The 14,493-nt window shown below is 75.8% G+C and carries 7 protein-coding genes; 5 read left to right on the top strand and 2 right to left on the bottom strand.

Annotated features, from left to right (window positions below):
* Window positions 1–290: 290 nt before the first annotated feature.
* On the top strand, window positions 291–1,607 hold the full coding sequence (locus tag ACSU6Z_RS00665; protein WP_437041794.1) for a hypothetical protein: 1,317 nt from the start codon (window positions 291–293) through the stop codon (window positions 1,605–1,607).
* 356 nt (window positions 1,608–1,963) lie between these two features.
* Window positions 1,964–2,620 (top strand): DUF1326 domain-containing protein, encoded by a 657-nt coding sequence (locus ACSU6Z_RS00670; RefSeq protein WP_437041796.1) that lies wholly within the window; start codon window positions 1,964–1,966, stop codon window positions 2,618–2,620.
* A 28-nt stretch (window positions 2,621–2,648) separates the two neighbouring features.
* Here the strand turns inward: ACSU6Z_RS00670 and ACSU6Z_RS00675 are convergent, their stop codons facing one another.
* Both ACSU6Z_RS00675 and ACSU6Z_RS00680 read right to left on the bottom strand, forming a co-directional pair.
* Complete coding sequence (locus ACSU6Z_RS00675) at window positions 2,649–3,491, bottom strand: DUF2182 domain-containing protein (protein WP_437041798.1); 843 nt, start codon at window positions 3,489–3,491, stop codon at window positions 2,649–2,651.
* A gap of 211 nt (window positions 3,492–3,702) precedes the next feature.
* Complete coding sequence (locus ACSU6Z_RS00680) at window positions 3,703–5,007, bottom strand: class I SAM-dependent methyltransferase (protein ID WP_437041799.1); 1,305 nt, start codon at window positions 5,005–5,007, stop codon at window positions 3,703–3,705.
* 398 nt (window positions 5,008–5,405) lie between these two features.
* On the opposite strand from ACSU6Z_RS00680, the gene ACSU6Z_RS00685 reads away from it, so the two are divergent.
* From ACSU6Z_RS00685 to ACSU6Z_RS00695, 3 genes are read left to right on the top strand one after another with little or no spacing between them, the layout of a single operon-like run.
* Window positions 5,406–6,560, top strand: a complete 1,155-nt coding sequence (locus ACSU6Z_RS00685) for an SDR family oxidoreductase (protein WP_437041800.1) — start codon at window positions 5,406–5,408, stop codon at window positions 6,558–6,560.
* Between the two features lie 58 nt (window positions 6,561–6,618).
* Window positions 6,619–14,034: an SDR family NAD(P)-dependent oxidoreductase gene (locus tag ACSU6Z_RS00690; RefSeq protein ID WP_437041802.1), complete on the top strand. Its 7,416-nt coding sequence runs from the start codon at window positions 6,619–6,621 to the stop codon at window positions 14,032–14,034.
* A gap of 5 nt (window positions 14,035–14,039) precedes the next feature.
* Window positions 14,040–14,465, top strand: a complete 426-nt coding sequence (locus ACSU6Z_RS00695) for a hypothetical protein (RefSeq protein ID WP_437041804.1) — start codon at window positions 14,040–14,042, stop codon at window positions 14,463–14,465.
* Window positions 14,466–14,493 lie beyond the last annotated feature (28 nt).

The following is a 14,493-nucleotide window of genomic DNA, read 5'->3' on the forward strand; positions in this document are numbered from 1 at the left end:
TCGGGACCGCCCCGGCCGAAGGCGGTGATCTGACGCTGCGCCCGGCCGGAGTCCCACCACCGGCCGGCAGGGGTACGAGGGCGTCTTCCGAAATGGCCCCGTCACCCCGCGGACCCGGGCGCCACGCGTGCCCGGACTCGTTCCGTGCTCCGGACCGGCCGGGACAACACCGTTCACGCACGGCACAACCATGAGCCGGTCCCGGCCGTCAAAGAGCGGAAACGATCACTCCGCGGGGTGGGCGGTGCGCCCGGCCCCCCGCCGGGACCCCGTACGACCTGGGAGTCATCATGGGAATCTCCACCGGCCGCAGCAGACGGACCGGCGCCTGCGCGCTCGTCGCGGCGGCGGTGCTGAGCGCCACCGCGCTGGGCACCGCGCCGGCCTCCGCCGCGAGCGACGCACTGTGGGTCCAGTCACCGGGGAGCACGACACTGTCCGCCACCCCGGGCTCGTACAAGGAGCTGTCGTTCGGGCTGTACCACGACAACGGCGACTACCACGTCGCCAACGGCGTGCTCAGCCTCGACCTGTCGGAACTGGCCGGCGTGGCCGAGGTGACGGTGCCGGACCACTGCTCCCTGTCCGCCTCCGGCGCCGCCGCCACCTGCGACATCTGGGAGGTCGGCGACATCGGCGGCAGCTACACCGGTCCGCAGGTCACCATCGGCCTGCGCACCCTGGAGGGCGCCCCGGCCGGTGCGGAGCTGACCATCGGCCACCACGGTCAGGCGGAGACCGACGGACCGGACGGCGTCCTGTACACGCACTGGGACAGCACGCCCGTGAGGGTCGAATCGGTGCCGACGCCGGACCTGGCGCTGGCCGAGCCGCAGCCGGTGGGCCCGCTCGACCCCGGCGACTCGCTGACCGCGCCCGTCGCGGTCACCAACAACGGCGACGCGGCCGCCCACGGCTTCCGCCTCAAGGTGTGGACCACGTACGGCCTGGAGGTCTCCGCCACCCCCGCGGGCTGCGTGCGCACCCCGGCCGCCGTGGACGGCGAGGACATGCCGGTCGGACTGCTGGACTGCACGGTCGACACCGTCGTGGAGCCCGGCGCCACCGTCACCCCGCCGGAGCCGCTGGAACTCACCCTGGCGTCCCACGCCCTGTTCGAGCGGTTCGACGTGAGCGTGGAACCGCTCGACGGCACGTCGGAGCAGAACCCGGACGACAACGGGACCAGTACGCCGGTGACCGCGCGGAACACGGCCGACTTCGCCGTCCACGGCGACCAGGTCACCGGTGCGGCCGGAGAGACGGTCACCGCGACGATCGGGTTCCGCAACCGGGGCCCCGCCTGGTTCGGCAACATCGGCAGCGGCGACGCGGTCGGCACGGTCACCCTGGCGGTTCCCGAGGGCGCCGCGGTCGTCTCGGCGCCGGAGAACTGCCGGGCGGAGAGCTCCGCGGCCTACCGGTGCGAGCTCCCCTACTGGGCCACTCCCGAGGACCACCTCCGGTTCCCCTTCGAACTGCGCGTCGACCGGGTCGTGCCGGACGCCACCGGCGCCGTCACCCTCCACACCTCGGAACGGCAGGCCGCCCACGACCCCGAGCCGGACAACTCCCACGCCGTCCTGGTGCTCAACCCCTCCGCGTGACCGCTGCCCGGTGCCGCTGACCCACCGGACCGCCCGCCCCGTCGGCTGAGAACACCGCGTCACCGGCGGGGCGCGAGCCCCGGCGCGCGGCCCGGGTGCCGCCGGCGGCACCTTGTCGTCAGCGGCGCCGTACCCGCCCGCCTGTCCGCCTGACCGCCACTCCCCTCCCCGGCCTCGCCGCGCACGCGTGCGCGGCGAGGCGAACCGACGGCACCCGTGTGCCGGACGGGGTTCCCCCGGCCGGGTGGGGGGTGCAAGCTGGAGGGGAGGCCGCCCCGTCGCCGGGCGCGGGCTCGGGACGCGCGGTCTCGCCACTCCGAGTGAGCTCCGAAGGGCTCGATGAGGAGGGAAGCGAGATGACCAAGCGGGCCACCACCGATACACGCTGGCACCTGGCCGGCGACTGGTTCGACGTGTGCAAGTGCGCCATACCGTGTCCCTGTACGTTCGCCCAGCCCCCGACCTACGGCGACTGCGAGGGCGTGCTGGTCTGGCACATCAGGGAGGGCGGTTTCGGGGACGTGCGGCTCGACGGCCTCAACGTCCTGATGCTCGGTTCGTTCACCGGCAGTCCGTGGGCCGGCACGCACACCGACTCCTACGCCGCGGTCTTCTTCGACGAGCGCGCCGACGAGCGGCAGCGCGGGGCGCTCGCGGCGATCTTCAGCGGTGGGGCGGGCGGCTGGCCGGCGCGGTTCGGGGAGATGTTCCGCCCCGAGATGCGCGGCATGGAATTCGCCCCGGTCCACGTCGAGATCGACGGGGACCTCGCCTCGTGGCGGGCCGAGGTTCCCGGCCGCGTCACCGCCACGGCGGAGGCGCTCACCGGGCCCACGACGCCAAACGGCGCGCGCGTCCAGGTCCACAACGCCCCCGGCTCCGAGGTCGGGCCCGGCCAGGTCGCCACCTGGGGGCGGGCCACCGCCGACCGCGCCGACGCGTTCGGCTTCACCTGGCAGCGCTCGGGCAGGTCGAGCAAGCACTTCCCGTTCGACTGGAGCGGCCCCGACTAGGGACCGGCCGGTCACCGCGCGCGGGGCGTCACATGCCGTCCATCGGCGGCATCCCGCCCCGCAGCCCCGGCAGCAGCCAGTCCTGGAACGGCGCGAGTCCGGCCAGGACGAGGAAGGCGACGCCCACGGCCCGCACCAGCAGCGGACCGCGGGACCACAGCTTCTCCACGAAGATCACCAGGGCCAGTGCGGCCATCGCCGCCACGTTCATCGTCCCGAGGGGGATCAGGACGACCATCAGGCCCGCGCAGCAGCCGACGCAGTGGACACCGTGGTGGACGCCCACGCGCAGGTCACGGACCGGCGGCCGGAACCCGGCGTAACGCACCAGGTGGCTCATGGGGTCCCGGCAGCGCCGCAGGCAGACGTTCTTGAGCGGGCCGAGCTGGTACAGGCCCGCCAGCAGGAAGGCCACCGCGCCGATCCAGCGGCCGGCGCCGGGGCGCTCGTCCACCAGGCCGCCGGTGAGGGCCAGTACCGCGTGGGCGAGCAGTCCGAAGGCCGTCCACACCAGCAGGTACCCGCACACGAACCCGGCGGTGCGCGCGGCCCGCCTCCGGCCCGACGACCCCCGGCCGATCCCGCGCGCCCAGGTGAGCGCCACCGGAGCCATGGACGGCAGCATCATGGCGGCCGTCATCGTCACCCACAGCAGCAGGAACAGCGGCAGCGCCATCCCCATCGTGCCGGGTGCGGTCCCCATGTCCCGGGCCTGTCCGATCGTCAGTACCCAGGCGGGCACCGCGATCAGGACGACCACGGCCCAGGCGGCCGCGAGTTCCCGCGCGGGCACCAGCCCGCCCCTCCTCCCGGCCGGCGCGGGCGGCCGGGAGGCTGCGGGGGCGGGGGCAAAGGCCCGGCTGCGACGCATCGCGTGTACTCCTGCGGCCGCTTCCAGCACACCACGGATCCCTGCCCGGCGCGACCGTGGCGACGGCTGCGAGCACGGCGGTGAAGGAGGCCGGGGCCAGGACGGGAACGCCCGCCCGGCCCCCGGGTGCCCGCCGTGCCCCTCCTGCCGCCCCTGGCCGGCACCGTCGCCGAACCGGCACTCCGAAACACCCGGGGGACGGGCACGGCGATCAGCCGGAGGGCGGGGCGGCCGGGTCGCCGTCCGCCTCCGGCCGCCGGTATCCGCTCGGCTGCGCGGCCAGGACGTGCCGGCCGACGGGCCGCGGCCGGACGTAGAGCAGGTGCTGGACATCGGCCAGACCGGCCTCGAAGGACAGGAGGCCGACGGCGAAGAAGAGCCTCCAGACGGCCACCGTCTCGTACCCGACCAGCGCGGTGGCCCGCTCGCGGTCACGCTCCAGATTGTCCAGCCAGCCCCGGATCGTGGGGACGAAGTGGTCCCGCAGGTTCTCCGCGTCGAGCAGTTCCAGGCCGGAGCGTTCGGCGAGCAGCACGCTGCGGCCCACCGTTCCGAGACGGAGGTCCGGATGCGGGTAGCGGAGCATGAACGGGCTGCGCATCAGTTTCCGCCCGTTGCGCAGTACGCACATCTCGTGGCTGAGCACCCGGCCGCCCGGGGCCACCAGCCGGGCCAGGGCGGACGCGTGCGCGCGCTGCCCGGACCGGGACAGATGGTGGGTCATCTCGATGCTGGCCACCGCGTCGAAGGGACCGTCCCGGACCGCCCGGTAGTCCTGCAGCCGCACCTCGAGCCTGTCCCCCAGCCCCGCCTCCGCGATCCGCCGCGCGGCCAGCCGCGCCTGGTTCCGGGCGAGGGTGACGCCCACCCCTTCCACACCGTAGTGCCGCGCCGCGTGCAGGAGCAGGCCGCCCCAGCCGCAGCCGAGGTCCAGCAGCCGCATCCCCGGCCGCAGGCCGAGCTTGCGGCAGACCACGTCGAGCTTGGCCCGCTGGGCTTCGGCCAGCCCGTGGCCGGGCCGTCCGCCGGCGGGCCAGTACGCGCAGGAGTAGATCATGGACGGTCCGAGCACCAGGCGGTAGAAGTCGTCGCCGACGTCGTAGTGGTGCCGGATCGCGCGGGCCCCGCGGTAGCGGCGGACCTCGTTCGGGGGCCGGGCGACGGGAGGTCCGAGAAAGCGGCGGTCCAGCCCCGTCCGCAGGCTCTCCAGCGCGGCGCCCGCCAGACGCGGCCACGCCGCTCCCAGCAGGGAGCCGAGCTGCCGCATGACGGCGACGAGATCGCCCTCGACGTCGCAGTCACCGGCCACGAAGGCGCGGGCGGCACCGAGCTGCCCCGGCCGCCAGAGCATCCGGCGCACCGCCCGGGGTCCGCGCAGCACCAGCGTCGAACCCGACCGGGCTCCGGCCGTGCTGCCGTCCCACGCGCGGATGCCGAACTCCAGCGGGGCGCCCACCGCGTGCTCCAGGAAAGCGGCGGCCTGCCGGGCGACGCCCGGGACTGCGCTTCCCCTCACGTTCCCCTCACGGTTCCTCCGAACATCGCCGACGGGCGGAGGCCGGCGCGGTGTTCGGCGCGCATCCCCCTCGCGGAGAGCCGATTGTCACCGGGCAGGAGACGGCAGCGGGAATTCTTGGCTGGTCATCACACGAACGGGTTACAGCGGCCGATCCGACGGGCGGGTGCCGGGGCCGTCGGCTCCTGTCGCCGCGAGGACGGGACCCCGGTGCGGGCGGGCGGGCGGCGAGCGCCGGCGCCGGGAACCCACGTCACTCCGGACGGTCCGGCCGCCAGGGGGCGCGAACCGCCTCCTGGTGGGCGGACCGCGCGCACAACACGGCGAAATCATAAAGTAATCGGTTAATTCCAAAAGGTGACCGGTCTCCTTCCGGGAACTGGTCCATGCTGCTCCGCGTGACCACACTGCTCACCGGCGCCACCGGATTCCTGGGCTCCAGGCTCCTGCTCGGTCTGCTCACCCACCGCGGACGGCACGTCACCGTGCTGGGCAGGGGAACCGCCTCCGAGCTGCGTTCCCGCCTCCTCGCCCTCCTGGAGAACCTCGCGGGAGGCCCGATCGGCGCACCGGCCCGCTCGCGGCTGCGCTGCGTCGGCGGGGACGTCACCCGGCCGTGGCTCGGCCTGGCACCGGCCGTGTACGGGCGTCTGGCCCGGGAGGCCGAAGCGGTCTGGCACTGCGCCGGGGACATCGCACTGGCGGGGGAGCGCGAGAGGCTGTTCCGCACCAATGTGCACGGCACCGAGCGGGTCCTGGAGTTCGCCGCTTCCACCGCGCCGGACTGCCGCCTGGTCCACCTGAGCACCGTGGCCGTGGCGGGCGGCCGCCGCGAGGGCGTGGTCGCCGAGGAGGACCTCACCGACGCGTTCGGTTTCGAGACCCACTACGACGAGTCCAAGTACCGGGCGGAGACCCTGGTGCGGGACTGGGCGCGGCAACGGGGCCGGCCGGCCGTCGTCCTGCGGCCCGGCGTCGTCGCCTCCGACGCGGCGCACCGGGAAGGGCTGCCGGGGCACCCGCTGCGGGTCCTGGGCGACATGATCGGCACCGTGGCCCGCAACGGGGCGCCGGGAATCCCTCCGGCGGCGTCGCTGCGCCGGAAGGGGGCGGGACTGCGGCTGAGGCTGCGTGTGCCCGCGGACGCGGAGTTCAACATCGTTCCGGACGGTTACGCCACGGAGGCGATGCTGCGTATCGGCCACGACACCGCCGAGGACGGCCACGGCGTGCGGACGTACCACATCGTGCACCCGGACGAGACGCCGATGCGGCTGATCGTCGACGCCGTCGAAACCCACCACCCCGGCCTCGTCCTCGACTGCGTCGGCGAGCTGCCGGACCCCACACCGGCCGAGCGCTTCGTCGCGGACCACCTGCCCGGATTCCTGAGCTACTGCCACCACCGGCGCGTCTACGGCCGCGAGCGCGCCGTCGAGCGGACGGGCGGACTCGCCGACCCCCCTCCGGTCGACCGGGACTACCTGGCCCGGGCCATGGGCTTCGCGGACGCGGTGCCGCACGCCGCGGACCGGACGACCGCGGACACCTGAACACCCGCCACGCGCCCGCGCACCGCCCCCCTCCTCCCCCGACCCGCCGGAGCTGCCCGTGTCCCGTTCCGCGCCACCGCTGCCCGCGCACGCCATCGCCGTCGTCGGCGCCTCCTGCCGCCTTCCCGGCGGCATCCGGGGACTGGACGACCTCTGGGGGGCGCTGACCGTCGGCCGTGACCTGGTGACCACCGTCCCCGAGGACCGTTTCCCCACCGCGGACTTCACCGACGCCAGGCGCCGCCGCCCCGGCGTGAGCTACACGGCGGCGGGCGGCTTCCTCGACGACGTCACGGGCTTCGACACCTCCTTCTTCACCGGCGTCTCCCCGCGCGAGGCGTCACGGATGGACCCCCAGCAGCGGCTGGTGCTGGAGCTGGCGGTCGAGGCGCTCGACGACGCCGGCATCGACCACCGGAGCACGGCGGGCTCCGACACCGCCGTGTTCGTGGGCTGCTCCAGCCGCGACTACGGCGAGTTGCAGTCCTGCTCCCCGCACACCGGCAACGCGTACACCATCACCGGCATGGCGGTCTCCAACACGGCCAACCGCGTCTCGTACTTCTTCGACTGGCACGGACAGAGCGTCGTCGTGGACACGGCGTGCTCCTCGGCGCTGACGGCCCTGCACCAGGCGTGCGGCCACCTGCGCTCCGGACGCTCGCGGACCGCGCTGGCCGGCGGGGTCAACATCCTCCTCAACCCGCAGGGGTTCGCGGGATTCTCCGGCGCGTCGATGCTCTCCCCCAGCGGGCGGTGCCGTGCCTTCTCCGCCGGCGCGGACGGCTTCGTCCGGTCCGAGGGAGGCGGCCTCGTCCTGCTGAAACGGCTGGACGACGCACTCGCCGACGGCGACCGGATCCACGGCGTGATCGTCGCCGGGGGCACCAACAACGACGGCCGCACGTCCGGGCTGGCCCTGCCCAGCACCAAGGCCCAGGAGGCGCTGCTGCGCGAGGTGTACGCCGAAGCCGGGCTCGCGCCGGACGACTTGGCGTACCTGGAGGCACACGGCACCGGCACACCGGTGGGCGATCCCGTCGAGTGCGCCGCCATCGGCCGCGCGCTGGGGACCGGCCGTTCCACCGGCGCCCTGCCGATCGGCTCGGTGAAGAGCAACATCGGCCACCTCGAGGCCGCCTCGGGCATGCCCGGGGTGTTCAAGGCACTGCTGGTCCTGCGGCACGGCGAGATCCCGGCCACGCTGCACGCCGAACCGCTCAACCCGCACATCGACTTCGCGGGCCACCGCATCAGGCCCGTGGTCGGCCGCGAGGAACTGCGGAGCGAGGGACGGCCCCACGTGGGCGTCAACTCCTTCGGCTTCGGCGGTGCCAACGCCCACGTCGTCCTCACCACGCCCCCCGAACCGGCCGCCGGGCCGGCGCCCGCGCCCGCCGGCCGGCTCCCGGTCGTGGTCTCCGCCCGCACCCCCGAAGCGCTGCGGGCCGCCGCGGAGCAGATGGCGCAGCACCTGGAGCTGACCGACGAGGGCGACTTCCACGACGTCTGCTACACCTCGGCCGTGCGCCGGGCACGCCACGAGCACCGCGCCGCCGTGCTGGCGCGCGACCCCCTCGAGGCCGCGGAGGCGCTGCACGCGGTGGCGAGCGGCGCGGTGCCCGCCGTCCCCGCCGCGTCGGGCAAGGTCGCGTTCGTCTTCTCCGGCAACAACTCGCAGTGGCACGGCATGGGAGTGGAACTGCTGCGGGGCGAACCGGCCTTCCGGCAGGCCGTGGAGGCCGTCGACGCGGAACTGGCCCCCCGGCTCGGCTGGTCGGTCCTCGGGGAACTCACCGCGCGGCAGTCCCGGCTCCACCTGACCGAGGTGGCCCAGCCGCTGCTGTTCGCCGTGCAGATCGGTCTGGTACGGCTGCTGGAGACGAACGGCGTCCGGCCGGACGCCGTCGTGGGCCACAGCATCGGGGAGGTCGCCGCCGCCCACGTCTGCGGAGCCCTCGATCTGGCCGCCGCCTGCCTGGTCGTCGCCGAACGCAGCCGCGCCCAGGCGCCGACCGCGGGAGGCGGCCGGATGGCGGCCGTCGGCCTGTCGTGGGAGGCCGCCCGGAGGGAGATCGCCGCCCACGCGGACCGCCTGGAGGTGGCCGGGGTCAACACCCCCGCCGACGTCACCCTCGCCGGGGACCCGGCCGCATTGGCGGAGCTGGGCCGGGACATGGACGCCCGAGGCGTCTTCTTCCGCGAACTGGACCTCGACTACGCCTTCCACAGCAGGGCCATGGACGGCATCGAGGAACCGTTGAAGGCGGCCCTCGCCCGACTGCGGCCCGGCCCCGCCCGCATTCCGCTCGCCTCCACCGTCACGGGCGGACTCCTGCGGGGCGAGGCGCTGGACGCGGACCACTGGTGGCGCAACGTGCGCCGGCCGGTCCTGTTCGCCGACGCCGTACGGGCCCTGGCCGAGGACGGCTGTGCCCTGTTCGTCGAGATCGGCCCGCACCCCGTGCTCGCCCCCTACCTGAAGCGGCTGACCGCCGCCACCGCGGTGGCACCGACCTGCCGCCGCGATCAGGCCGGCCCCGGGGCGGTCCGCCGGACGGTCGCGCACCTGCTCGCCGCGGGGGTCCTGGACGGCGGCGACCGCTTCCCGCGCCCCGGCCGGGTCGTCACCCTCCCCGCCTACCCCTGGCAGCGCGAACGCCACTGGAACGGCTCACCCGACGGGTGGGTCCGGGTTCCGCAGGACCCGGGTCTCGTCCATCCGCTGCTGGGCCGTCGCGTGGCCGTCGCCGAGCCCGCCTGGCACCAGACCCTCAGCAGCCTGCGCCTGCCCTGGCTGGAGGACCACCGGGTCGGCGGGGCCGTGGTCATGCCGGGTACGGCGTACCTGGAGGCCGCCCTCGCCGCCGGACGCGCAGCCTTCGCGGGCGCCGCGGAGGTCACCGACCTCGACGTCGTGAACGCCATGGTCGCGCCCCGCGACGACGAGACCGACGAGGTGGTGATCCAGACCTCGCTGTCGGAGGAGGACGGCGTGGTCCGTGTCGCCTCGCGCCCCGGCACCGCGGCCCCCTGGCGGACGCACGCCCGCGGCCGGGTCCGCCGTCTGGTCTCCCGCCCGCCGGACCCCGTCGACCTCGCCGCCGTGCGCGAAAGGCTGGGACGCTCGGGCACCCGGGTGGACGCGGCGCGCCACTACGCGGAAGCCGCCCGGGCCGGGCTGGAGTACGGCCCGTCCTTCCGGGTGCTGACCGGACTGTGGGCGGGCGCGGAGGAGGTGCTGGCCGAGTACGCCTGGGAGCCTTCGGCGCGCGACGGCGGCTACGAGGCGCACCCCGCCGTGCTCGACGGCGCGCTCCAGGCGGTCTCCCCCCTGCTCACGACCCTGCCCCGGGGCCGGATGTACGTGCCGACCGCCGTCGCGGCCGCGCGCGTGTGGGACCGGCTGCCGCACCGCGGTCTGATCCACGTCCGGGCGGTGTCGCCCGGGCGGCGGGACCCCGTCTTCGACCTCGCCGTGACGGACGGGACCGGCCGGGTCGTGGCGGAACTGACAGGGTGCCGGCTCAGGGGGGTGGCGGCCGGCCGGAACGAGGAACTCCAGCAGCTGACCCAGGTGCTGCGGGCCGCGCCTCGCGCCGGTGACCACCGGGGCGGGCCCGTCCCGTTGCCCGCACCGGCGGACCTGGTCCGCGCGGCCGCCCGGCACGCGGCGACGGAGGCGGAGCGGGACGCCCGCGGCTGCGCGGCCCCCGCCTTCGCCCCGCGGATCAAGACCACGATCGGCCACTGGGCCGCGGACACCTTCGCCCGGCTGCTTCCCGGGGCGCGGGAATTCTCCCCGGAGGACCTGCGTGCCGCGGGGGTGCTCCCGCAGTACGACCGGTACGTCCGCCTGCTGACCGGCATGGCGCAGCGGGCCGGCCTGCTCCGGCGGGCGGGCGGGGACCCGCCGGACCGCGAGCGCCTGCGCTTCACGGGCGAGCCCCGGCCGCTGGAGCACCTGCGGGCCTGCGCGCGGGACTTCCCCCAGTGGATCTCGGCCATCGCCGTCTACACCCGCTGCGGCACCCGCCTGCCGCAGATCCTCACGGGGGAGACCGATCCCCGGGAGGTGCTGTTCGCGGAGGCCGACCGGCACCTCGTCGAGGCGCTCTACAACGACACGCCGGACATGCGGGCCCTCGGCCGATGCGCCCGGTCCCTGCTGGCCGGGGCGCTGGAGACGTGGCCCGCCGACCGCCCGCTGCGCGTGCTGGAGGTCGGCGCGGGCACCGGCGGCACGACCGCCGTGCTGCTCCCGGCGCTCCCGCCCCACCTGACCCGGTACGTCTACACGGACGTCTCCGAGGGCTTCTTCCCCCGGGCGCGGGCCCGCTTCGGCGCCGGCGGCCTCGTCGAGTACCGGACCCTGGACCTGGACCGCGACCCGGTGCGGCAGGGCTTCGCGGAAGGGGAGTTCGACCTCGTCGTGGCGGCGAACGTGCTGCACGCGACCGCCGACCTGAGCGCCACGGCGCGCCGTCTGGCGGCCCTGCTCGCGGACGGCGGCCACCTGCTCGCCCTGGAGAGCCACGACGAGGAACTGCTCGGTCCGTGCTTCGGCCTCCTCGACGGTTACTGGGCCTTCACCGACCACGGCCTGCGCAGCACACCGCTGATGCCCCACACCGGATGGATCCCGCTCCTGGAGCGGTGCGGCTTCGACGAAGCGGTCCGGACGGGGGAGGCGGTCGGCGGGGACGCCTACTCCGTGCTGTGCGCCCGCCGCGGCCGCCGCCCCGCCGCGGCGGTGCCGGTGCCGAGGGTGTCGTCCCCCTCGGCACCGGGCCGCTGGGTCGTGGTGACCGAACGCCGGGACGGCGCCCTCGGTCCGGCTCTCGTCTCGCTCCTGTCCTCCTCGGGCGCCGAAGCCGGCCTCGTGGACGCATCGGGCGTCTCCGACACCTGGCAGACCCGGCTCCCCCCGGGAGAGGGCCGGCCGGACGGCGTGGTCGTCCTCCTCGACGCCCCGGCCGGGGAGGAGGGCCCGGCCGTCACGGTGCGCAGGGCCGGGCTGGTGCGGGCCGCGGCCGACGCCTGCGGCGCCTCGGGGCCGGACGGCGGTGGCGCGCTGTGGCTGGTGACCGGGGGGACCGGGCTGTTCCCGGAGCCGGCCGGGCCCGGGCATCCCGCGAACGCCGCGGTGTGGGGGGTCGGGCGCGTGCTGGCCAACGAGCGGCCGGGACTGGCGGTCCGCCGGCTGTCGCTGGAGCACCGCGCCGACCCGGCCGCGGACGCCGGACGGATCGCGCGGGAACTGCTCGACCCCACCGGTGAGGACGAGGTGGTCCTCACCCGCCGGGGCCGGTTCGTGCCGAGGCCGGCCGACTGCGCTCCCGCCGCGTGGGAGGAGGACGGCACCGGCCGCCCCCACGCCCTCCGGCTGCGCGACCCGGGGCGCGGGTACCGGCTGGCGTGGGTGGCCACCGGGCCCCCGGCGGCGGACCGGGGCGAGGTGGTGGTCCGGGTGCGCGCCGCGGCGCTGAACTACCGCGACGTGATGCTGGCCGCGGGCATGCTCCCGCCCGGCGCCGAACCACCGGTGCCCGGCGGGCCGGCGCTCGGCCTCGAATGCGCCGGGGACGTCGTCGCCGTCGGCGCGGGGGTGACGGAACTCGCCCTAGGGGACCGGGTGTTCGCGTTCGGTCACGGCACGCTCGCCTCCCATGTACGGGTGCGGACCGAACAGACCGGGCGCATCCCCGACGGCATGGGCTACGGTGCGGCCGCGACCTTGCCGGCGGTGTACCTGACCGTGCAGCACAGCCTGGAGGAACTGGCCCGGCTGGCGCCCGGGGAGACGCTGCTGGTGCACGGCGGGGCCGGCGGGGTCGGCCTCGCGGCGCTGCGGTACGCCCGCGGCCTGGGCGCCTCGGTGATCGCCACGGCGGGCACCGAGGCCAAACGGGACCTCCTGCGCGCGCTCGGCGCCGAGCACGTCCTGGACTCCCGCAGTTCCTCCTTCGCCGACCGGGTGCGGGACGTCACGGGGGGCCGGGGCGTCGACGTGGTCCTCAACTCCCTGGCGGGCGAGGCGATCGCGCGCGGGCTGGAGTGCCTGCGGCCCGGCGGCCGTTTCGTCGAGCTCGGCAAGCGCGACATCCACGGCAACCAGCCGATGCTGCTGCGTCCGTTCCGGGACAACCTCTCCTACTTCGCCGTCGACATCACCCGGCTGGCCGCCGACGCGCCGCGGACGATGGCCGCGGCGTTCGCGGAGGTGACGCGGAGGGTGGCCGCGGGCCGGTACCGGCCACTGCCGCACCAGGTCCATCCGGCCCGCGACGTCGGGGAGGCGCTGCGCTCCCTGCGGCACTCCCGGCACCTGGGCAAGGTCGTCATCGCCTTCGACGCGGACGAGCCGGTGCGGGTGGAGCGTCCCGACGAGCCGCCGCGCCTGGACCCGGACGCCACCTACCTCGTCACCGGCGGCCTCAGCGGCCTCGGGGCGGCCACCGCGCGCTACCTCGCCCGCCGCGGCGCCGGCGCGCTGGCGCTCGTCGGCCGCCGCGGCGAGGCGTCGCCCGGGGCACCCGCCCTGCTCGACGAGCTCACCGCCCTGGGGACGCGGGTCCGAGCGCACGCCGCCGACGTGACCGACGCCGGGGCGATCGAGGCGATCCTCGCCGAGGCCGAGGCCGCGGGCCGGCCGGTGCGCGGCGTCGTCCACGCCGCCATGCACCTGGACGACGCGCCGCTGCGGCAGATGACGGCCGAGCGGTTCACCGCCGTCCTCGCGGCGAAGGCCCGGGGCGGCGAGGTGCTGCACGCCCTCACCCGGGACCGGCCGCTCGACTTCTTCGTCGTGTACTCCTCCCTCGCCGCGCTCGTCGGCAACCTCCACCAGGCTCCCTACGCGGCCGCCAACCTCCACCTGGAGTCGCTGGTCCGCGCGCGCCGGGCGGCCGGGCTGCCCGGCCTGGCACTGGCCTGGGGCGGCGTCGGGGAGACCGGCTACGTCGCGCGCAGCGGGCTCACGGAGAACATCGCCCGCTCCGGACTCGGTCTCCTTTCGCCCGACACGGCCTGCGCGGCGCTCGGCCGTTTCCTGGGCGGACGGGCGGTCTGCGCGGCGGTCGGGTACGTCGACTGGGACCGCCTGGGCAGGATCCTGCCGGCGTTGAAGGCGCCGCGGTTCGCCGGCCGGCCGCAGGGAACGGGGGCCGAGTCCGTCCGGACGGCGACGGAGGACTTCAGGGAGCGGTTCTCCCGGGCGGGGGGCGAGGAGGAGCGCACCGCCCTCATCGGCGGCACGCTCACCGCTCTGGTCGCCGCCGTCCTCCAGACGGTCCCCGAACGCGTGGACCCCCACGCCCCTCTCGCCGACCTCGGCCTGGACTCCCTGATGGGCGTCGAGCTCAAGGCCGAACTGCACCGGGTGTTCGGCTGCGACCTTCCCGTCATGGAGCTGATGGCCGCCGGCAGCGTCACCGGTCTGACCGACCGCCTGCACCGGGCACTGAAGGGATGAACCACATGCCGATGCCTCCGTCCGGTCCGCCCGCGTCACGCGCCGCGGACGCGCTGCCCGCCGAGGTGGGCCGTCCGGGCAGCCTCGCCGTCGCCCACTCCGGCGGCGTCGACTCCACGGTGGTGCTCGCCGCCTCGCTGCAGGCCCTGGGCCGGTCCGGCACGCTCGCGGCGATCGCGGACTCCCCCGCCCTGGCCCGGGGCGAACTCCTGCTCGCCCGGCGGACGGCGCCGGCCGGACGGTGGGGCTCGACGAGGGCGCCCTCGCGCCCTACCGCCCGGGTTCCGTCGGCGGGGCCGCGGCACCGGGGGGCCCGCGCCGTCGCGGAGCACCGGTCCCGCGGGTCCGCCGGACCGCGGGACGTGCCGCGCCGGGTACTTCGCCCGTCCGGCGCCCCGCGACGGCGCCGCACCGGCGTGCCGGGTGCCTGACGGGCCGAGCGACCACATCCCCCCGCCA

Source organism: Streptomyces sp. enrichment culture (assembly GCF_964273145.1).
Classification (GTDB): Bacteria; Actinomycetota; Actinomycetes; order Streptomycetales; family Streptomycetaceae; genus Streptomyces.